General features: G+C 69.0%; 13 protein-coding genes. 8 read left to right on the top strand and 5 right to left on the bottom strand.

Annotation, left to right across the window (positions count from 1 at the left end; genetic code table 11):
* The first annotated feature begins 129 nt into the window (after positions 1-129).
* The 4 genes from ACIQMV_RS12085 to drmB are packed head-to-tail and all read left to right on the top strand — an operon-like array spanning position 130 to position 11,892.
* Positions 130-4,881 (top strand): DEAD/DEAH box helicase, encoded by a 4,752-nt coding sequence (locus ACIQMV_RS12085; protein WP_402592565.1) that lies wholly within the window; start codon positions 130-132, stop codon positions 4,879-4,881.
* Positions 4,878-6,782 (top strand): UvrD-helicase domain-containing protein, encoded by a 1,905-nt coding sequence (locus tag ACIQMV_RS12080; protein WP_402592564.1) that lies wholly within the window; start codon positions 4,878-4,880, stop codon positions 6,780-6,782. Before ACIQMV_RS12085 ends, ACIQMV_RS12080 begins: the two co-directional genes overlap by 4 nt.
* The gene (locus tag ACIQMV_RS12075; protein WP_402592563.1) at positions 6,779-10,033 is read left to right on the top strand and encodes a helicase-related protein; all 3,255 of its coding nucleotides are present in this window, start codon (positions 6,779-6,781) and stop codon (positions 10,031-10,033) included. Before ACIQMV_RS12080 ends, ACIQMV_RS12075 begins: the two co-directional genes overlap by 4 nt.
* A complete protein-coding gene (drmB, locus tag ACIQMV_RS12070; RefSeq protein WP_402592562.1) occupies positions 10,030-11,892 on the top strand; it encodes a DrmB family protein in 1,863 nt (620 codons plus the stop codon). Before ACIQMV_RS12075 ends, drmB begins: the two co-directional genes overlap by 4 nt.
* A gap of 16 nt (positions 11,893-11,908) precedes the next feature.
* On the opposite strand, the gene ACIQMV_RS12065 is transcribed toward drmB, so the two are convergent.
* Positions 11,909-12,547, bottom strand: a complete 639-nt coding sequence (locus ACIQMV_RS12065; protein ID WP_402592561.1) for an ATP-binding protein — start codon at positions 12,545-12,547, stop codon at positions 11,909-11,911.
* Positions 12,548-12,768: 221 nt separating this feature from the next.
* Between ACIQMV_RS12065 and ACIQMV_RS12060 the strand changes: the two genes are divergently transcribed.
* Both ACIQMV_RS12060 and ACIQMV_RS12055 read left to right on the top strand, forming a co-directional pair.
* A complete protein-coding gene (locus ACIQMV_RS12060; protein ID WP_402592560.1) occupies positions 12,769-13,617 on the top strand; it encodes a helix-turn-helix domain-containing protein in 849 nt (282 codons plus the stop codon).
* The gene (locus ACIQMV_RS12055; RefSeq protein ID WP_141360583.1) at positions 13,614-13,832 is read left to right on the top strand and encodes a DUF397 domain-containing protein; all 219 of its coding nucleotides are present in this window, start codon (positions 13,614-13,616) and stop codon (positions 13,830-13,832) included. Before ACIQMV_RS12060 ends, ACIQMV_RS12055 begins: the two co-directional genes overlap by 4 nt.
* Here the strand turns inward: ACIQMV_RS12055 and ACIQMV_RS12050 are convergent.
* Entirely contained in the window at positions 13,792-14,031 is a 240-nt protein-coding gene (locus ACIQMV_RS12050; RefSeq protein WP_402592559.1) for a hypothetical protein, read from the bottom strand. The two genes, ACIQMV_RS12055 and ACIQMV_RS12050, sit on opposite strands and share 41 nt — an antisense overlap.
* 229 nt (positions 14,032-14,260) lie before the next feature.
* Positions 14,261-15,874: an MDR family MFS transporter gene (locus ACIQMV_RS12045; protein WP_402592558.1), complete on the bottom strand. Its 1,614-nt coding sequence runs from the start codon at positions 15,872-15,874 to the stop codon at positions 14,261-14,263.
* 232 nt (positions 15,875-16,106) lie between these two features.
* Here ACIQMV_RS12045 and ACIQMV_RS12040 point away from each other — a divergent pair, with 232 nt between their 5' ends.
* Together ACIQMV_RS12040 and ACIQMV_RS12035 are read left to right on the top strand one after the other, a co-directional pair.
* Positions 16,107-16,718 (top strand): TetR/AcrR family transcriptional regulator, encoded by a 612-nt coding sequence (locus ACIQMV_RS12040; RefSeq protein WP_402592557.1) that lies wholly within the window; start codon positions 16,107-16,109, stop codon positions 16,716-16,718.
* Positions 16,719-17,085: 367 nt separating this feature from the next.
* A complete protein-coding gene (locus ACIQMV_RS12035; protein WP_402592556.1) occupies positions 17,086-18,990 on the top strand; it encodes an FHA domain-containing protein in 1,905 nt (634 codons plus the stop codon).
* Between the two features lie 76 nt (positions 18,991-19,066).
* On the opposite strand, the gene ACIQMV_RS12030 is transcribed toward ACIQMV_RS12035, so the two are convergent.
* Both ACIQMV_RS12030 and ACIQMV_RS12025 read right to left on the bottom strand, forming a co-directional pair.
* Complete coding sequence (locus ACIQMV_RS12030; RefSeq protein WP_402592555.1) at positions 19,067-20,245, bottom strand: amidohydrolase; 1,179 nt, start codon at positions 20,243-20,245, stop codon at positions 19,067-19,069.
* Positions 20,242-21,681: an MFS transporter gene (locus tag ACIQMV_RS12025; RefSeq protein WP_402592554.1), complete on the bottom strand. Its 1,440-nt coding sequence runs from the start codon at positions 21,679-21,681 to the stop codon at positions 20,242-20,244. The genes ACIQMV_RS12030 and ACIQMV_RS12025 overlap by 4 nt, the downstream gene beginning before the upstream one ends.
* Positions 21,682-21,735: the final 54 nt, after the last annotated feature.

Here is a 21,735-nt window from a genome sequence, read left to right as displayed (position 1 = left end):
CGTTCGGTCATTAGCAAACAGGTCCACCGAGTCGAGTCTCCGCAGGTCAAACAGCCTGGTGTCACCTTTCACCCGACCCACTCGTCCGTTTTCCGTCATCCCGCCCATCGCAGGAGTCGTGAAGAAGCAGTGTCCTCATTGCCACCTTCGACCATCCCCACTGTTCTTGAACAGTCCGCTCGCGTCCTGCAGACCTACGAGGTCGATCCCGGCCTCGTACCGGAACACGCCAACGGAGAGCGCCGCATCACGCAGGGCGGATACGGCGACCGTCAACTGTTCGAACTCGTACAGAACGCGGCCGACGAGATCGCCGACGAACCCGGGGGATGCGTCCAGGTCGTCCTCACCAATACGCACCTCTACTGTGCCAACGAGGGCGACCCGATGACCCCCGAAGGCGCGGAAACCATTCTTCGAATGAGCATGTCGCGCAAGCGAGGTGGTCAGATCGGCCGTTTCGGTGTGGGGGTGAAATCCGTTCTTGTCGTCACCGACACTCCGCAGTTCTTCAGCAGTACCGGGGCCTTCGGATTCGACCGCGAATGGGCATTCGAGGAGATCCGATCGGTCCCCGGCGTGCGGGAGCGCCTGGGCGAGCGGTTCGAGGCACCGGTGCTTCGCATGGCGCGTCCTCTCGACGTGGCCACCGAGCGTGCTCAGGACCCCGTCCTGGACGAGCTGCTGAACTGGGCCACGACTGTCGTCCGCCTGCCACTGCTCGCCGGCGCCGCCGGCCGGTTGGCGCTGGACATGCACGGCGGACGGACAGCCGCCGGAGCGGCCCGCGAGGAGTTCCCGCTCGGGTTCCAGCTCCTCTCCCCTCACGTGGGGAAGGTCGTCCTTGAGGACCGTCGGCCCCGTCCGGCCGTCCGTCGCGTGCTCACCGCCGAGCAGTCCGGGGACCTGCACACCGTGGTGGAGGAGCGGACGGGGAGGCCGACGGTCAGCGCCTGCTGGCGGGTCTTCTCCACCACGCACGAACCCGGTCCGGCTGCCCGGGCCGACGCCGGCGAACTGCACGACCGCCTCACCCTGGACCTTGCCTGGGCTGTGCCGGCACTGGAGAAGGACGACAAGAGCGGGCTCCACGTCAGTCCGCAGTCCCGGGGGCGGGGTCGCTTCTGGTCCTTCTTCCCGACCAAGTACGAGATGTCCCTCAGCGGCATCCTCAACGGCGCGTGGAAGACCAACGAGGACCGTCAGAACCTGCTCGATTCCTCGGCGTTCAACGAGGAGATGATCAAGGTGTCGGCGGCGTTGGTGGTCGATTCCCTGCCCCGCCTGGCTCCCGCCGAGGACCCCGCCGCGTACCTTCCGCTGCTGCCCGGTCGTGTGAAGGAGTCGATCAGCTGGGCCGACGAGTTCCTGACCAGGGAGATCTGGGAGCGGGCGGCGGCCCGTCCGTCGCTGCCCGACCAGGAGGGCGTGCTGCGTGTCCCTACCGTGCTGCGCGTTCCTCCGCGTCTCGACAAGGAACGTCACGCCGGCTGGCTGCGGATGTGGCACGAGGCCCCCGGCCGCCCGTCGAACTGGCTGCACCCGAACGCCGAGGCCGACACGCTGCGTTCGGGCAAGGTCGAGCACATCCTCGGTACGGCTGGTCACAAGCGGGCCGATGTGCGCGAATGGTTGGAGGCACTGGTCGAGTGCGGCACCGCCGAGGCGTCAGCAGCGGCGATCCACATCCTGGCCGACATGGTCCGGGTCGGGTCGCCCCACGCGGAAGAGGCCCGCAAGGCGAAGGTCGTACTCACCGAGGAGCACGGTCTCGTGCCCGCTGTCCCGGGTCAGGTGTTCCGCCGCGCGGACGAGGGTGGGCTGCGGGAGTCCCTGGTGTACGTGGTCGGTGAGATCGCCCGGGACCCGAAGCTCGCTTCCGCGCTCAACCTCCTCGGCATCCGCGAGGCGGACGTCGAAGGCCGGTTCATCAGCGTGCTCGACCAAGGCTTCGAGGGCTACGGAAGCGCCGAATGGGAGCGCTTCTGGGACCTGTTCCGTCAGGCTGGTGGCCGCCGGCTGACCCACGCTGTGCTCCGGCACGTGCCGAACGCCCGCGAGACCCTGCGCGTGCGGACGGCTGACGGGAAGTTCCATCCGGTGCGCGACTGCATGCTGCCAGGTGCGGTGGTCGACGCGGGACGCGACCCGGGCATCGCCGTCGACACCGGGTTCCACTCCGACGACCTCGCCTTCTTCCGCGAGATCGGCTTGCGCGAACGTCCTTCGAGTTCGGTGCGTCCTGAGGGCGAGGCCTGGTTCGAGGAGTATCGGGAAGCCGTCCACGCGTCCTATCTGCGAGGCCTGGATCAGCGTGCTCCCCGTCCGTCCCTCAGCCGTATGAAGGTGGAGGGGTCCGCGATCGGTGGCCCGCTGCACCTCTTCCGTTCGCTCTCGGAGGAGTCCCGCGCGGCCTTCCTGAAAGCGCTGCCGGACGACGCAGTGGTCGACAACTGGACGCGTCAGATCGGCGTGCAGTCGAGCACCCGACAGGCCGTAATGTCCCCGATCCGCTGGATGCTCAGGAAGTACGGAGCCGTCTCCACCTCTCAGGGAATCACGTCGCTGGGTGAGGCGGTCGGACCCCAGCTCGCCGCCTATCGCGACGTGTTGCCGGTTGCCGACATCTCCCCCGAGAAAGCCCGCAAGCTGCGTCTGCCCACCACGGTCGACGACGTTCCCGCCGAACACTGGAAGAAGCTCCTCTCGGAGGTGACTCGGAGCGAGGACGACGCCTTCGTCGGCAACACCTATGTGATGCTCACCCGATACGGCGCGGACTTCCCCGAGGACTCGTTGACCCGCTGCCGGATCGGCAACAGCTGGGACACCCGCCCCGACGAGGAGATCACCGTCGCGGTCGGCGAGACCGAGTATCGGGCATTGCGCGCGGAGCAGCTTCCCGCCCTGCTCGTGGCGACCGCTGACGACGCCGAGTTGATGGTCGAGAAGTGGGGCATGAAGCGGTACGCCGACGCCATCACCCGGGAGACCCGTGAGGTCCCGGACGGCGACCCGATCCCGCTCGTGGAGCTGTACCCGGCCCTGCGTCAGCGTCTGAACAGCAGCAACCGGAACAGCGTGGTGCAGCGGTGCACGGAGCTCGAAGAGGTGACCCGGACGGCGAACGCCGCGAAGCCCCGCCCCTTGGACGCAGTGCGCCAAGGCGCCACGGTCAAGGTCCGTATCCCCCTGGAACCCGAGCCGATGCTCCGCCTCATCGACCGTGAGCTGGAGCTCGGACTGGGCGCGGCCGGCTGCCGGGCGGTGTTGGAGCACCAGGAGCGGATGGCACGGGACAGCAAGACCAAGGCGGCTCTGAAGGCCGTACGTGACGCGGACGACGTTGTCACCAAGGTCGAGCTGCTGATCGGCCCGGAAGCTCTGCGGTCCGGTCTCCCCGACGGATTGATGGAGGCCGAACTGGAGGCGACCGGCGGCGCGGAGCCGTCCGGGCACCGAATCGCGCAAATGGCCTTCAACGCGCGCGGAGACAGGGTGCTCCATCACCACGCCCGGGACATCCAAGCCAAGTTCCTCAACGCACCCGTGGGCTACGGAGGTTCCTCAGCCGCTATCGCCTTCGTGTCGAGTCTCGGCCTGCCGGTGACCTTCGCCGGCTCCCGGACTCCGTCACCACCCGTCTTCGAGACGATCGACGGACCGCGGGACTTCCCACGGCTCCATGACTACCAGGAGGACTTGGTCCGCAACATCACCACGCTGCTCGACCGGCTGGCCCCGCAGAGGGCCATGCTGTCCCTGCCCACCGGCGCCGGCAAGACACGCGTCACCGCCGAGGCCGTGATCCGCTGGGTGAAGCGGGTGGGTGAGCTGGAGGGACCGTTGCTGTGGATCGCGCAGACCGAGGAGCTGTGCGAACAGGCCGTACAGAGCTGGAAGTTCGTGTGGAGCAAGGTGGGGGCGGAAAGGTCTCTCACCATCAGTCGACTGTGGAGCGGGAACGAGGTCGGGAACGTCGAGGGGCACCCGCACCTGGTGGTGGCCACGGACGCCAAGCTGGAACGGTGCCTGGGTACCGACCAGTACGAGTGGCTGCGGAAGGCCTCCCTCGTGATCGTGGACGAGGCGCACACCGCGGTCTCCCCCCGGTACACCGACATTCTGAGCAAGTTGGGCCTTACCCAGTACGAAACCCGACGTCATCTGCTCGGTCTGACCGCCACCCCGTACCGCAACAGCAATGAGGAGGAGACCAATCGGCTGGCCGGCCGCTTCGGCCGACGGCGCCTCGACGAAGGGGTCTTTCCTTCCGGCGACCCGTACCGGGACCTCCAGGACTGGGGGATGCTCGCCCAGGTGGAACACCGCACGTTGGAAGGCGGCAACATCGTGCTGACCAGCGATGAGAAGGCCCAGGCCGATCGCATGGCCATGCTCTCGCGCTCCGCCGAGCAGCGCCTCGCGGAGGACCACGCGCGCAGCCGCCGTATCGTCGAAGAGGTGGCCGGCCTTCCCGACGACTGGCCGACCCTGCTCTTCGCCACCTCCGTGGACCACGCCAACTCCCTGGCCGCGCTGCTGAACGACCGGGGAGTTCCCGCCGCCGCCGTGGACTCGACCACCAGCGCCCAGGACCGGCGGCGGCGCATCGAGGACTTCCGGTCGGAACGCATCCGTGTCCTCACCAATTACGGCGTCCTGACCCAGGGGTTCGACGCCCCCGCCACACGCGTCGTCGTGGTGGCCCGCCCGGTCTACAGCACCAACGTCTACCAGCAGATGATCGGTCGAGGCCTGCGCGGCCCGAAGAACGGCGGCAAGCCCACCTGCCTGATCCTCAACGTCAGCGACAACATCGCCAACTTCGACACCCAGCTGGCCTTCACCCAGTTCGAGCACCTCTGGAGCCGTAAGTGACCGACGCCTACCTCGACAGCCCCTCGCTCACCGAGGAGCAGCGGGCCGTGGTCGAGCAGCCCTGGGGCGCCCGTGTCCTGGTCACCGCCGGGGCAGGGGCGGGGAAGACACACACCCTCGTGCGCCGGCTCGACGCACTCTGCGGCCACGAGGACCCGGACGAGGCGCTGGAGGCCGCCGAGATACTGGTGCTCACCTTCTCCCGGGCCGCCGCCCGGGAGCTGCGCGAGCGCATCGCCCGGCACGGGGAACGGGCTCGCCGGGTACGCGCCCAGACCTTCGACGCCTGGGCGTACAGCGTGCTCAGCCGGGCGCATCCGGACGGCGACTGGAGGGGGGTCGGCTTCGACGAGCGGATCACCGCCGCTGCCAACGCGGTCGAGAAGGGGGCGCTGGAGATCGGTGACGCCGTCCCGCCCGCCCATGTCGTGATCGACGAGGTGCAGGACCTGCTGGGCGCGCGCCGCGAGCTGGTGGAGACGCTTCTCGACCGTTACCAGGACAGCTGTGGCTTCACCGTAGTCGGAGACGCCGCCCAGTCCGTCTACGGCTTTCAGATCACGGACCCGCGCGAACGCGCCGACGAGATCGGCCGGTTCTTCGACTGGCTGCGCTGCTCGTACCCCGACGACCTGGTGGAGCTGCGGCTGACCGAGAACTTCCGGGCCGTCACGCCGGAGGCACGGGTGGCGCTGGCGCATGGTCCGCGCCTCCAGCAGCTCAACGATCCGGACGATGCGGGCATGCTCTACGAGGAGCTTCGTGAGCTGCTCCTGGACCCGGTGAACGCCATGGGCGACCTCAGCGACGAGTTCACCCTGGCCGGTCTGCGGGACTCCACCGACACCTGCGCGGTGCTCACCCGCGACAACAGGGAGGCTCTCGTGGTCTCCGAGTTGCTGCACGCCCACGGTGTCGAGCACCGGCTGCGGCGCCCTCTCGAAGAGCGCCCGGTGCCTTACTGGGTCGCCGAGCTGCTGCGCCGCACGGAAGCGACCGGCCTCGCCGAGGACCGGTTCCGCTCGCTGCTCTCTGAGATCCCCCTGCCGTTCGAGCCGAACGTGACCGCCTTGTGGACCTCGCTGCGTCGGGTGGCTCGCGGGCCCGGGCGAGGCGTGATCGATCTGGACCGGTTGCGTCGCGCGATCGCCGACAGCAGGTTCCCCGACGAGGCGGCCGACCCGGAGACCGCCCGGATCGTCGTCTCGACCGTGCACCGCGCCAAGGGCTTGGAGTTCGACCGGGTGATCACATTGGCCCCTCCGACCGTCGCGGAACTGCACAAGCGGCACAAGGACGAGTTGGACCTCCCAGCTGAGGCGCGTGCCTTGTACGTGGCAATGACGCGTGCCCGTCGCGACCTGTACCACGTTGCGTCTCCCGAACTTCCGCAGTTCAGGCGAGCGGAGAAGCGGGGCGCCGGCCGGCGCTACATCGGCGGCTGGCGGTCGTACGACCGGTTCGGCATCGTCGCCGAGGCAGGCGACGTGTGCCGGGACGACCCGCCCGGCCGTGACGGCGACGCCGTCGCCACCCAGGCGTACCTCCTGGAACGAGTCGGCGCCGGGCAGCCGGTGGTTCTGCGCAAGCGCCACGACCTGCCGATGGGCGAGTCGCAGAGCCCGCCGTACGCCCTGGTGCACGACGGACGGGAGGTCGGTGAGGCATCACGGCGGTTCCGCGAGCAGCTGTACCAGGTGCAGAAGGTGAACAGGACGTGGGACCCCTGGTGGCCTGACGAGATCCACGGCCTGCGGATCGACACCCTGGAGACCGTGACGGGCAGCACCGCCGCCGGGACCAACGCCGGGCTGGGAGATCGGGGTGTGTGGATCGTCCCCAGAATCACCGGCGTCGGGAAGTTCCGGCGAGCCGACAACCATGAGGAGCAGGGCGCATGACACATGTGGCAGGCCGGCACTCCGAGCACTACCGGGTCCGGGACGAGGAACTCCTGGTAGGTCTTCGCCGTGAACTCCTCGGTCCCCCCGAGGACGCCGCGCCGGACGACCGGGCCGAGGTGCTCACCCAGGACGCGCCGATCGACCGTTACCTGACGGGCGTGCTGTATCCGCGGGCGGTGGACAAGGCCGCGGAGGAACGGAAGAAGGAGGAGATCGCCGAACAGGACGGCCTGGACGCCGCACCACTGTTGACCCGCGATGACGTCGAGGAGTCCGGCACCGAGCAGGATCTCGGCAGGGCGGGCGATCGCCGCCCGTCCTCGATGGGTCTGACCTTCGCGGTCGACCCGGCCATAAGCGACACGATCGTGATCTCGGCTCGCGCCGCCGTATACAAACCCACCGACGCGGACGGCAACCCGGTCGAGCCTCGCCGCGCCGAGGCCCGCACTACTTCCGACCAGCAGGAACGTTGGCAGCGCGTGGAACTCGCACTCCCGGACTACCCGGTCGACGTCTCCACGCCTGACAGTGACAAACGGGAGAACCTGCACGAAGGGGTCGATCTGCGCGTCAACGTTCGGCGCCTCGACCCGACTACCGGCACAGTCACGATCACGGTGACGCTGGTCAACGAGCACAGGGTCGGCAAGTGGGACCTCCAGGACGCCTTCTCCCTGTTCCAGTGCGGTCTGACGGTACGGGCCGCCAACGGCTCCACGGTGTTCGTCGAGCGCCCCGCCCCGTCCACCGCCCACGACCCGGAGATCGCCACGAGCCGGTTGCTGCACCGCCACGCACCGACCTTCGCCGTCGGGCACGGCTGTTCCGCCGAGTGGGACTGGACCCCGCCGCCGATCGGTATGACCGACACCGTTCAGGCAGCCGTCGCCGAGGTCCGCAGCCAGTTCGTGCCGTCCGTGGAGGTACTGCTCACCGACTCCAACCCGGAGATCGACAGCTCGGCGCTGTCCATGCTTGGACTGGCGGAGAAGCCCGACGCCGAGGTCCTGACCGCTCTGGAGGAACTTGCCACGGGCTATGAACGCTGGATCGACCGCAAGGCGGCCGAGGCGGAGGGCTTGACGGGCGACAAACACAAGAAGGCCGCACGCGAGCAGGTGACGGCCTGCCGTGAGGCGCTCAGCCGGATCCGTGAGGGCATCGACCTGCTGCGAGCCAAGCCCGACCTGATGCGGGCGTTCCGCCTCGCCAACCGCGCCATGGCCGACCAGCGCGCCCGCAGCGTGTGGGTCAAGGACGGATGCGTCGGCGACCCGAACCCGACCGCCGGCCGCTGGCGCCCTTTCCAGATCGCGTTCATGCTGCTCTGCCTGGCCGGCATCGACGATCCCGAACACCGCGACCGGGAGATCTCCGATCTGCTGTGGTTCCCCACCGGTGGTGGCAAGACGGAGGCCTACCTCGGGCTGATCGCGCTCACGTCGTTCCTGCGTCGCATCCGCAAGGGCACGGACGGCGGTGGTGTCACCGTCCTCATGCGTTACACACTGCGACTGCTCACCCTTCAGCAGTTCGAGCGTGCGGCGATCCTGCTCTGCGCCATGGAGCAGCTACGGCTCCGCACACCTGAACTGGGCACCGAGGAGTTCTCCGTCGGCATGTGGGTGGGGCGTTCCGCAACTCCCAACACACTGGCCGAGGCAGACAAGAAGCTCGACGAGCTACGCAAAGACCTCGACAAGCGCCTCGCCAAGGAGAACCCGGTCCAGCTGCATGCCTGCCCCTGGTGCGGTACCCGCCTCGACGCCCGTGACTACAAGGCCGACGAGGACGCCAAGAGGATGTACGTCCGCTGTCCCGGCACGGACTGCGACTTCGCCGACGGCCTGCCCGTCCACCTGATCGACGAGGCCGTGTACGACGCCCGACCGACGCTGGTGATCGCCACCGTCGACAAGTTCGCTTCGATGCCATGGCGCCCAGCGACATCCGCGCTGTTCAATCGCGACGACCCGCACGACCGCACCCCGCCCCCGGAACTGATCGTCCAAGACGAACTACACCTGATCTCGGGACCTTTGGGTACCCTCACCGGTCTCTACGAGACCGCTGTGGACGCTCTCGCCGACCGACCCAAGGTGATCGCCTCCACGGCGACCATCCGTCGTGCCGCCGACCAGGGCCGCCATCTCTTCGCACGCGGGGTGCGACAGTTCCCGCCCGCCGGCCTGGACGCCCGCGACTCGTGGTTCGCCGTGGAAACACCGCGCGAGGAGAAGGCGAGCCGCCGGTACGTCGGCCTCCTGGCCCCTGGCACCAGCCAGTCCACCCTGCTGATCCGCACGTACGCCACCCTGTTGCACCGAGCCAAGCACGCGGATACCAAGGACGAGGTGCGTGACGCGTATTGGAGCCTGGTCGGCTACTTCAACAGCCTCCGACTGCTCTCCGCGGCCGAGCTCCAGGTGCACGACGACGTGGTGGCCTATCTGGAACTGCTTGCCGAGCGCGAGGGGGTAGCGGTCCGCTCGGTCACCAACTACTCGGAACTGACGAGCCGTGTCGACGCCAGTGAGATTCCGGCCCGCCTCAAGGGCATCGAGAAGAAGCTGCCCGACGAGGACACCGTGGACGTCCTTCTGGCCACCAACATGATCGCGGTGGGCGTTGATGTGGATCGCCTCGGACTCATGGCTGTGATGGGTCAGCCGCAGACGACGGCCGAGTACATCCAGGCCACCAGCCGGGTTGGCCGCGCACACCCGGGCCTGGTCACGGTCATGCTCAACTCCGCTCGATCCCGCGATCGTTCCCACTACGAGGGCTTCCAGCACTTCCACTCGGCCCTCTACCGCGAGGTCGAGTCCACGTCCGTCACGCCGTTCTCCGCCCGCGCCCGTGAAAGGGGCCTGCATGCGGTGATCGTCGCCCTCGCCCGCATCATGATTCCGGCCGCCCGCCCGAACGAGAGCGCCGGCAAGGTCGAGTCGTACGAGGACATCCTCCGGAACGAGGTCAAGGACATCCTTCTGCGTCGCGTCCGAGCGGTCACCCCGGAGGAGAGCGACGCCGTGTCGCACGCCTTCGACGAGTTCGTCGACTGGTGGTGCGATGAGGCCGACATCCACAGCGGCCTGCTCTTCGAACCCAAAAAGGGTCGTCGTACCCCTTCGCTTTTGAAGGCGTACGACGACGAGTCCGAGGACGCCGAGGCGTGGCCCACGTTGTGGAGCCTGCGCGACGTCGACGCCGAGTCCGCCCTGTTCATGGAGGGAACCCGATGACCCCGCCTCCCGCCCGTCGACGCCGCGCGGCCGAGGGCGGAACGCCCGCCCACAATCTGCCCCGGCGGGGTGCTGTCCGCCGCGCCCAGGCCATCACCACGTACGGCGTCGGATCGCTCATCGCCGTCGACCACGAGTCCTTCATCGTTTCGGGCCTGGACCACGCCGAGGACAGCTGGCGGGCCGGCGAGGCCCCACGAATCCATGAACGGCGTCTGGCCCGCCTGCTCGACGTCAGTTACTTTCGACTGCCGCCCGCGTCCGACGACGACAGCAAGGACGGCATGCGAGGCCGACGCTTCCCCTTGATGCACTCCTGCCCGGAGTGCACCGAGCTCCAGCGCCACCGCGACTTCAACCCGCCGCAGGGACGAAGCGTGTGCGGAACGTGCGAAGTCGAACTCGTACCCTCCCGCTTCGTTGTCGCGTGCGCGGCCGGGCACCTCGGAGAGTTCCCTTACTGGCACTGGGTCCACCGCTCGACCGAGCGTGGAGCCGCGGCCACCGTTCAATGCGACGGCAAACTCAGGCTTCGCTCGTCCGGGCGTACGTCCTCGCTCCGCTCGATCCTCGTCTCCTGCACCTGTGAGCAGGCGCCCGAGGTATCGATGGAGGGCTCCTTCCGCAAGAACGCGCTGAAGGATCTCGGACTCAGGTGTCAGGGCACCCGTCCGTGGCTCGGCACGTCCGCTCCTGCTGTGGAGTGTGGCCTCCCGCTGCGCACGCTTCAGCGTGGTTCCTCCGCCGTGTGGCAGCCGGTCCTGAAGTCGGCCCTCTCCATCCCGCCGTGGAGCGACGGCCGAGCGGATCCACTCGCCGAGCACTGGGAGAAACTCCGAAAGCACAAGGATCGCACGGCCGTCGAGGGGTATCTCGATGCGATTTTCGACGATGAGTGGCCCATTTCTCTGGATGAGGTGATGACGCTGCTCGACGCGGAACGCGAGGAGGATCCCGACGGCGAGGCGGGGCCCTCCTTCGACCACCGCTATCGCGCCCTGCGCAACAAGGAGTACGAGCGTCTCCGCTCGGGCAACGACGAGAGCGAGCACTCTCGCGACGAACAGTTCGTCTGCGAAACCCCGTTGGGCGACCAAAGCGTGCTCGCTCCGCTCGGCGTCACCGGCCCGATGCTGGTCAAGAAGCTCCGCGAGGTACGCGCCCTGAAGGCGTTCACCCGGCTCGCCGACCCCGAGTCGACGACCGATGCGAAAGAGATGCCTCTCTCCGGCTCTCCCATGCACTGGCTCCCAGCCATGGAAGTGCGCGGCGAGGGGGTCTTCCTCCGCCTGGACGAGGACCGACTCGGCACCTGGGAGAAGGCCGCGGCAGTGGCGGCCCGGACTGAGCGGATGCGCACCGCTCACCAGCGGGTGCTGGAGGAACGGGCCGGCGACCCGAGCCTGGTCGTACCCTCCCCGGCCACTCCGCGCATGGTGCTGCTGCACACTTTGGCGCACGTCCTCATCAACGAGTGGAGTCTGGAGGCGGGCTACCCGGCCGCTGCCCTGCGTGAGCGCCTGTATGCCGCCGACGACATGGCCGGAGTACTCATCTACACGGCTACGAGCGACTCGGCAGGCAGTCTCGGTGGTCTCGTCGCTCAAGGCGAACCGGAGCTTCTCGATCGCACGGTCCGTTCGGCCGTCCACCGCGCCGAGTGGTGTTCTTCCGACCCGCTCTGCATGGAGACCGAGGCGTCCGGTACCGGCGGCACCAACCTCGCCGCCTGCCACGCCTGCGTGATGCTCCCGGAGACGAGCTGCGAGCACAACAACATTCTGTTGGACCGCGCGCTGCTGGTGGGAACGCCCGAAGAGCCCACTCTGGGATTCTTCGGGGCCGTCCTCGCTCCCTGACGTTCGTCGACCCGGGTCACGAGCCGACTTCGGACACCTGGGTCTCGAACCGCGTCTGGGCACGGTCCAGCACGTCGTCCGCGTCGCGGCCGTGTGCCCTGAGCCAGTGGAGGAGGTCGGTGATGAGGAAGATCGCCGCCTCCTCCCCCTCGGTGATGCTCAATCTGCCGAGCCGCGAACCGAGCTTGGGTCCTGCCGCGCCGTAGAGGTCGAGCACCGCCTCCGCCCGCGTCACCCGGGGGCCTTCGTCCTGGTCTCCCGGCGACGGCAGCCCCGTCGCCAGTTCGCACCAGGTCACCTTTCGGTCGGCGACGAGTTGGACGCCCCAGCGATCCGTGATCGCCTCGACGAGTGTCATGCCGCGACCCCCTTCCGACTCGACGTCGGCGGTCATCAGTGCGGGCAGTGCACGGGTGTCGGGGTCGTGGACCTCGATGCGCAGAAACGCACCGTTCATCAGGACGGCGAGGGTGGTCGGCGTTCCGACGCCGACGTGGGTGATGACGTTGGCCACGAGCTCGCTCACGCAGAGCTGCGCCTCGTCCACGAGGTCCCGCAGTCCCCAGCTGCCGAGGTGCTCGCGCACTCTGCGACGCAGGACCGCCACCTCTTCCTCCAGAGCCGTGAACTCCACGGTCCACGGCGTTCTCACCATGCATGCGCCTGGGATCACTTCCGAGCCAACCCTTCGTCGCTCGCGGGTCCGTGCGGACGCCGGAGCTCCGGGCCGGCCCCACACAGGTCGTTCTCATCGCCAGGATGGCCGGCGCGAATCCCGTCGTGCAATGTGCACGGAGAGAATCCCACCATCGGGTGATTGGCGGTCCGCACCCTTGGCGCAGAGACTGAACGCTGTTTCGACATGAAGGGGTCCAGATGGCCGGATCACCGACGGCGCGCCGCCGTCGCCTGTCCATCGAGCTGAAGAAGCTCCGGGAGAAGAACGCTTTGACCTGCGCCCAGGTCGGGGCGGCCCTGGACTGGAGCGGCTCCAAGGTCAACCGGATGGAGACCGGCAGCGGGCGGGTCCAGCCCTCCGACATCGACGCGTTGTGCCGGTTCTACGACACCGGCGACGAGCTTCGCGAGTTTCTCAAGTCCTTGGCGCGGCAGGCCAAGACGCGCGGCTGGTGGCAGGTCCACGGGTCGGGAGTGCCCGAATGGTTCTCGATCTACATCGGCCTCGAACAGGATGCGTCCACGCTGCGCCAGTACCAGTCGGAAGTCCTGCCCGGCCTCGTGCAGACCGAGGCCTACGCCCGGGAACTGCACACGTGCGGTTCGTACATGCCTCCCAAGGACATCGATCGGGCGGTGCGGGTACGGCTGGAGCGCCAGTCCATGCTCAGCCCCCCCGGTGCTCCCGACTGCTGGTTCATCGTGAACGAGGGTGCCGTGCGCAGAGTCGTCGGCGAGCGGGAGTTGATGCGGGCACAATTGGAACGCGTACTGGAGGCGGCGGAGCAGCCAAGTGTGACCTTGCAGGTACTCCCCTTCGACGCCGGCACCTGCCCGACCACGGGACCGTTCACCATGTTGGGCTTCCCCGACCCGGAAGACCCGGACATCGTGTACCGGGACGGCATCACGGATGCGATGTACTTGGAAGGGGAACCTCATGTCCGCGAGTACACGCGAGCGTTCGACGAGTTGAGGGCGGCGGCCTTGAGCCCACGACGAACGACCCAATTGATCAGAAGCGTTGTGAAGGAGTACGCACGGTGAACGTCGACCTCGGCGGCACAGAGGCTCCGGGCCCGTGGGTCAAGTCGTCCTACAGCAATGGCGCCGGTGGCGAATGCGTCGAATGCGCTCACGACGGTGGGCAGGTACTCGTACGTGACACAAAGCTCGGCGGCACTTCCGTCGCGACCATCGCCTCCCCGGCGTGGCGCGCCTTCACGCACGCGGTGAGCCGAGGGTGGTCCGTGGGCCTTTGACCTGCAACCCGCGTGGTCCGACGCTCACCCCGCAGACGTCCGCGTCAAGCAGGGCCTTCTCCAGGCGACCCGGCAGGTCCACCACGCTGTATGTGAGCGCGCTGCAGTCCTTGCGCCGGTCCAAGAGGTCGGAGTCGATGCGTACGGCCAACACGCGGCGGCCGGCGATCAGTACCCGCAGGTCGGCAACCTTGTCCACGCGAGCCTGGAACGTGCACTCCTCGATGCCGGGGAAGTCGATGGAGCGTGCACGGAGATGAGTCTCGTGCTGGAGACATGCGACGAAATCGCGTCGCCACGGCTGGCGGGCCGGGGCCGGTCCGTAACGGACCGGCCCCGGCGGTGCCCCCTCCCCGGCCGTCCCCTGACGGGGAGGGGCAGTCCCCTCTCCTGCCCGTCCCCGAGCGGAGAGAGGAGGCGGTGGGTCGTCAGCTGCCGGCTGGGGCTTTCTCGGTGGCCTGGTCGTCCTGGGCTGCTCCGGACGTGCCGGAGGCGTCGGCGGGGGCCGGTGCCTCGAAGCCCCGCAGCGGCACCTGGCGGATGAGCAGGGCGATCAGCAGGCCCGCGCCGGCCACCACCGCGCCCCAGGTGAAGACGGAGCTGACGCCGTCGGTGACGGCCTGCTGGAACACCTGGCGGGCCGCCGCGGGCAGGCTCTTGAGGATCTCCGGCGTCATCTGCGACACCGAGGCCGAGCCGCCGGAGCCGGTCGCCATACCGCCGTGGGAGACGACGGAGTCGGTCAGGGTGGAGGCGTAGACCGAGCCCAGCAGGGAGACGCCCAGGGAGCCTCCCATGTTGCGGAGGAAGGTCGCGGCACCGGTGGCGGCGCCCATGTCCTTCAGCGGGGCGTTGTTCTGGGCGATCAGCATGGTGGTCTGCATCAGGCAGCCCATGCCGGCGCCGAGGACGACCATGTACAGCGAGGTGACGGTGCGGGAGGTGCCGGTGTCCATGGTGGCGAACAGGGCCAGTCCGGCGGCCATCAGGACGGTGCCGGCGATGGGCCAGAGGCGGTAGCGGCCGGTGCGGCTGATCATCTGGCCGCCGGCCAGCGAGGTCACCATCGAGGCGAGCATCATCGGCATCAGCAGCAGGCCGCTGTTGGTGGCGGAGGAGCCCTGGACGAACTGCTGGAACTGCGGCAGGAAGGTCACCCCGCCGAAGAGGGCGAAGCCGACGATGAAGCTGAGCGCCCCGGCCAGGGAGAAGTCGCGGTTGCCGAAAACCGCCAGCGGCATGATCGGCTCGGCGGCGCGGCGTTCGACGAACACGAAGGCGACGAAGGCCGCCACGGTCACCACCGCCAGGCCGATGATCATCGCCGAGGACCAGTCGTACTCGTTGCCGCCCCAGCTGGTGATCAGGACCAGCGCCGTGATCCAGACGGTGAGCAGGGCCGCCCCGGTCCAGTCGATGCGCACCCGGCCGGTGCCGCGCGGCAGCCTGGCCAGGGTGAACCAGCACACCAGCAGGGCGACGACGCCCAGCGGCAGGTTGACGTAGAAGGCCCAGCGCCAGCTCAGGTGGTCGGTGATGAAGCCGCCGGCCAGCGGCCCGCCGATCATGGCGACCGGCATCACGGCCATCATCACGCCCTGGTACTTGCCGCGTTCACGCGGTGGCACGATCTCGGCCACCACCGCCATGACGCCCACCATCAGGCCGCCGGCACCGAGGCCCTGCAGAGCGCGGAAGCCGACCAGCTCGCCCATGTTCTGCGACATGCCGCACAGCACCGAGCCGAGCAGGAAGATCACGATGGAGGAGAGGAAGGTGATCCTCCGGCCGAGCAGGTCGCCGAGCTTGCCCCAGATCGGGGTGGCGACGGTGGAGGCCAGAACGTACCCGGTGGTCACCCATGCCAGGTGATTGAGCCCGCCCAGATCGCCCACGATCGTGGGCAGGGCGGGAGCCACGATCATGTTGTCGAGCATGGCCAGCAGCAGCGCGATGACCAGGCCGCTCATCGTCACCATGATCTCGCGGTGGGTGAAGCGGGGCGGTGACCCCTGGTCGGGATTGGCTGCGGTCGACGCCATGGCGGTGCCTTTCTTGGGAACGGGAGTGCTGGCGGGTGGCGGACCGCACGTGGCACGTCCGCCCCGCAGCGCCTGCGCGGGACGGACGGTGCACGGGGAGAAGCCTGCTTCGACGTCACGCGTCACCTACCGGCCGTCAAGTAACTTACTTGCCGGGCGGTAAGCTTGCAAGCGAGACCCCCGGCGACGAAGATCGGTCGGACGCGGCACCACCGGAAGAAGGCGGATGAAAATGGCGGGCGCAGGACACCGGCGAGGCAGCGACACCAAGGCCGAGATCCGCAAGGTCGCCCTGGAACTGTTCGCCGCACAAGGCTACGAAGCCACCTCCCTGCGAGAGATCGCCGAGCGCCTGGGCATCACCAAGGCAGCCCTGTACTACCACTTCAAGGGCAAGGAAGACATCGTCCGCTCGCTGTTCACCGAGCATCTGGAGGCCCTGGACGAACTCGTCGACTGGGCCCGTACGCAGCCTCCCGGCCCGCGACTGCGCGCGCAGACCATCGACCGGATGATCGACCTGGTCTCTCGGCAGGGCCTGCAGGCTGTGCGGTTCGCCTTCGCCAACCAGCACGTCGTCAAGGAACTGCATCCCGGCCGGGAGAACGTCTTCGAGCGGCTGACCGCCCTTTTCGACGCCCTCACCGGCCCTAACGCCTCCGTGGAGGAGGCACTGCGCATCCGCATGGCCCTGTTCAGCGTCAACCTCGCCTTCTTCGCGGCCCAGGGCCTGGAGGCGAGCAATGAGCAGGTCGTCGCCGCCGCCCGCGACATCGCCCAACTGCTGAACCCGCCGGCCGACTGCGACGCGGAGCCCGCTCCGGACGCCGTGAGGCAGACGTAACGGCGCAACGGACCGGGCACCCCCGCCTGCCCTCGGTCGGCTGCCCGGCCGCTCGGGGCCGGCAGTCGCCGAACCGAGCCGAGGCCGTCAGGGCCTCGCCCACGCGGCGCGGCCTCTTCCTCTTCCAATCTGCCCCCTGAGTCCCCCGCGCCCCTCCCGCCACACCACACCTGATCTGCAACTTCCCGTCCTACGGCCTTGCGCGGGGGCGACCGTGGCGCGAACCTGGAACCCACCTGTTGGGGGGCTGGGGCAACGGGCCTGGGGGGAACACGCCTGTCTGTGCCGAGCTGTTGATTCGAGTCGGTCGGTGTCCTGGCCACGACCGGCTTACGGCCAGTACGGACAGATCCAAGGGGGAGTGGCCATGCCGGCTTCGATCACCGGGCGTGTGGGGCCTCTGGCCGGGCGGCGGTTCTCTGTCGGCGTCGCTCCGGTCACTTTCGGCCGCAGCGGTGACAGCAGTGTCGTGATCGCCAGTGGGCGGGCCTCGCGTCTGCACGCGGAAGTACTGCGGGAGGCCGACCGGTACGTCCTGTACGACCGGGGAAGCCGGAACGGGACGCTGGTCAACGGGAGGCAGGTGACGTCCCACGTCCTCACCTCAGGGGACGAGATCACGATCGGCGACGAGGTCTTCTGCTTCGAGATCCCCGAGGCGATGGAGACGATCACGGATGTCCCGAACCCGCTCGCGGCCGCCGCGCCGGGCCCGGTCCTGAACGTCACCGTCTCGGGCGGCGGTCCCGTGGGGCTGAGCTTCGCCCTGCTGCTGGAGCATCTGATGGGGCGGCGCGTGGCCATCACCGTCTACGACGGCCGCTGGATCCAGGACGGCTCGCGGGTCGTCTGGAAGAACGAGACACAGGGCAACGTCCGGCGGCAGCAGGTCGTGACCGTCCAGAGCCGCCAGTACCTGAACCTCCCCGAGAAGGTCCAGGAGCGCTTGTTCGGCGCCGGTGCGTACACCGAGATGTGGCCGGCCGGGCCGGACTCCGTCCAGGGCTACGGCCCGCGGAACGTCCGGATCGCCTACGTCGAGGACATACTCCTGGAGATGGCGAACGAGAAGTCCGACCGGATCCGGCTCGTTCCCACCCGCTTCGACGCGACCGAGCAGCGTGAGACGGTGGTCAAGGACCACGTGCTCGCCATCTGCGAGGGCGGCCGCTCACGGACCCGGGATCACCTCAGCGACAAGTTCGGCGCTCCCGACGCGTCGATCTACTCCCTGAAGGGGCAGCACGTCCAGGACGTCGTGCTGGGGCTGCGGGTGAAGTCCGACCTGCCGGACCCCATGGCCGTCCTGCTGACGGTGGCGCAGAACCGCTTCCTTCTGAACTCCCTGCGCGGCGAGGGCTTCCTGAACATGCGCCTCACCGACGCCGAGGCCCAGGAGGTGATCGGGGTCGACCCCGTCCGGCACGTGTTCGAGCAGTGTGTCGCCTCGCGGCCCTGTCTCATGGGCCGCAACGAGGAAGGGGACTTCCGCTGCTCGACGCACGGCACGCTGTTCCTGCCCGCCCTGGTCAAGGGTTCGGCCCTGTGGAAGCGCGTGCTGGAGGGCCTCGTCCTCTTCGGCGTCACCGAGGGGAACCTGAGCGCCGTCACCGGGTTCCGCCTGGACATGGTGCAGCGGCCACGCTTCACCGCCCGGCTCCACTCCGCGACGCCCACCACCCCGGGGACGTACGGCTTCCTGCTCGGGGACGCCGCCAACGCGATCCACTTCTGGCCGGGACGCGGGCTCAACAGCGGGCTCGCGTCGGCCATTTCGCTCGCGCGCTCCCTCAGCAACGCCTGGCGGGGGAAGGCCTTCCGCGACGCCGACTTCGTCCGTCACGAGGCGGCGATGTCGATGCTCCAGTACCGGCACAAGAGCCGTGCGTGGAACGCGATGGTGACCACCGACGAACACGGCGACACCTGTGCGATCAAGGACACGATCGCGCAGAGCATCGAGGCGGCCGTACCCACGGCTCCGGACGGCGGGGCGGACAAGACGAACGAGGCGGACATCGACGCGTTCATGGAACGGCTGCGGGAGATCCGCGACCGTCTCTCACCGCGGGTCCCGGGCATGCCGGACGACGCGGCCCTCCGCGACCACCTCCGGAAACTGAAGCCCGAAACCGTCCGCACCCTGCTCGCGAGCGGTGCCTGGGACACCCTGACCGTCGGCGGCGAAGAGGTGGACATCGACATCTTCTACCGGCAGGTCCCCTCACCGACACCCGTCACGAAGCAGCCCGATCCCCGCCTCAAGGCCTGAAGACCTGAAGACCCGAGGGGCTGAGAACCTGAAGGGCTGAAAGGCTGACGCCGGGCCAGGGAAATACCCACGGAAACTAGCGACGGCCGCGCTCCGCAAGCCGCTTCAGCAACCGGCTCCGCTGCCCCTCGTCGGTCGCGAGGCCCAGCGCCGTCCATGCCATGGCGAGCCCGCCGTCCAGGACGGCGAGGTCCGCGCTCGCGGTCGTGCCGTATCGCGTGAAATCGGGGTTGTGCATGATCGCGTCGCCGCAGTCGTAACCGATCATGGGGTGGATGGACGGCACGGTCTGCGAGACGTTGCCCATGTCCGTCGACCCGCCGCGCAGCCGGGGATCGCGCGGCGGCACGGTGCGGCCGAGGTCGCCCGCCGCCTCGCGGTACAGCGCGCACATGTCCAGGTCCTGCCGCAGATCGGCGTAGTCGTTGCCGACCGTTTCGAGCGCCAGCTCGGCGCCCGCCGCCAGTGCCCCCGCCTCGAAACAGGCACGCACCCGGGCCTGGAGCTCCCGCAGTTCCTCGATCGTCTCGGCGCGGCAGTCGTAGTCCGCCGTCGTACGGCCGGGGATGACGTTGGGTGCCTCGCCGCCGGAGGTGACGATGCCGGAGACGACCGCGCCGGGCGTCATCTGCTGCCGGTAGGCGCTGATCGCGACCTGCGCGATCATCATCGCGTCGGCGGCGTTCACCCCGCGGTGCGGCATCGCCGCCGCGTGCGCCGTACGGCCGGTGTACGTAACCTTCCAGCTGCTGATGGCGAGCGAGGTCATGCCGATGGCGTCGGTGGGCGCGGCGTGTGCCATCATCGCCGCCGCCACGTCGTCGAAGGCCCCTTCGCGCAGCATGTCGGCCTTGCCGCCGCCGTACTCCTCGGCGGGTGTGCCGAGGAGTTTGACGGTGACGCCGATGTCGTCGGCGACGGAGGCGAGCGCGAGGGCGGCGGTGACGGCGGCGGCGCCGTTGACGTTGTGGCCGCAGGCGTGGCCGATGCCGGGCAGCGCGTCGTACTCGGCACAGATCCCGATGACCAGGTCCCCCGAGCCGGCGGTCGCGGTGAACGCGGTCGGCAGTCCGCACACGCCTCGTTCGACCGCGAAGCCCGCGCCCTCGGCCAGGTCGGCGATCTTCCCGGCGGACCGGTGCTCCTCGTAGGCGAGTTCCGGATCGGCGTGCAGGCTGTGGCTGAGCGCGAGGACCTGGTCCTGCGCGCGGGTGACGGTGTCCCGGCACCGTTCCTTCAGCTGGGCGCTGGTCACTGGGCCTCCTTCGCGGGGCGGCGGTAGAGCAGGGAGACGAGCGCGCCCGCCAGGGACACGGCGGCGCAGATCGCCCAGGCGTGGGTGTAGGCGGTGACGGCGGGCAGCGACCTGCCCGCGGCGGTCTCGGCGGCGAAGACGGAGAGCACCACGGCGGCGCCGAGCGAGCCGCCGACGTTGATGAGGAGTTCGTTGATGCCGGAGCCCATCGAGGTCTGGTCGTGCGGTACGGCCTCGACGGCGAGGGTCCGGGTGGAGTGCTGGAGCAGCCCGCTGCCGAGACCGACGACGGCGGTGCAGGTCAGGTAGGGCACGAGGCTGCTGTGGGAGACGTACACGGCGAGGTTTCCGGCAGCCATCAGCAGCGAGCCCGCGAGCAGGGTCCGCCGGTCGGAGAGCCGTGCGGCGACGGCGGGCGCGACCAGGGCGCCGAGTACGAGCGCCAGCATGTTCGGCAGCAGCGCGAACGCGGTGGCCAGCGGCGTGAGCCCGAGCCCGTAGCCCGCCTCGGCGCGCGAGGTGCTCAGGAACACCGGGTTGGCGACCAGCAGACCGAGCATGCAGGAGCTGAAGGTCAGGGTGACGATCGCGACCACGACGACGTTGCGGCGCCGGAACAGGCGTACGTCCATGACGGGCGCCGCGGTCCGCAGTTCGGCCAGCACCCACACCGCCGTCACCAGCACACCGCCGGCCAGGCAGCTCAGCGTCCTCGCCGAGGTCCACTCCCAGCCGGGCGCTCCGCCCTGCCCGAGCCCCAGCGTGATGGCGACGAGCCCCACGCACAGCAGCCCGGCGCCGAGCCAGTCCGCGGAGCCGCCCGGCCGTTCCTCCGTCTCCGGCAGCAGCGGCCAGGTCACCGCAAGGGCGAGACCCACCGCTGCGGCGGGCACCCACAGCGCGGCGGTCGGCGCCGCCACGTACTCCGCGATCAGGCCGCTGCTCACCGTGCCCAGCGCGAGCCCGCCGACCAGCGCGGCCACCATGAGGCTGATGCCGCGCCGGCTCTCGGCGGCGGTGCGCCGGTTGCGCAGGATGCCGACGAGCAGCGGGAAGAACCCGGCGAACGCGCCTTGGAGCACCTGCCCCGCGAGCAGCAGCCCGAACGACCGGCTCAGCCCCACCAGGACCGAGCCCGTCAGCACGATGCCCAGGTTCCAGCGCAGCACGCGACGGTGGCCGTGCAGATCGCCCAGACGGGACAGGATGGGCGTGAAGGCGACACTGGAGAGCAGGTTCGCGATGCTGATCCAGTTCAGCTCGGCGACGCTCACGTGCAGGGTGGTGGTGAGCCCCTTCAGCAGCGGGCCCAGAAAGCCCTGGGTGATGCCGCTGGACAGCTCCACCAGGACCAGGGAGACGATCACCGCGGCGACCGGGGTCGGGCGGAGGGCGGCTCTCGTGGGCGAAGGGGCGAGGATCGGGGTGTCGTTCATGGAAGCCGCACCTGTTCACGGAAAGTGGCTGGCGGAAAGTGCCCCTCAAGGTCG

The sequence above is a fragment of the Streptomyces sp. NPDC091412 genome (assembly GCF_044756885.1).
In the GTDB taxonomy this organism is placed as follows: domain Bacteria; phylum Actinomycetota; class Actinomycetes; order Streptomycetales; family Streptomycetaceae; genus Streptomyces.
This window is presented reverse-complemented; position numbering and strand designations above follow the sequence as displayed.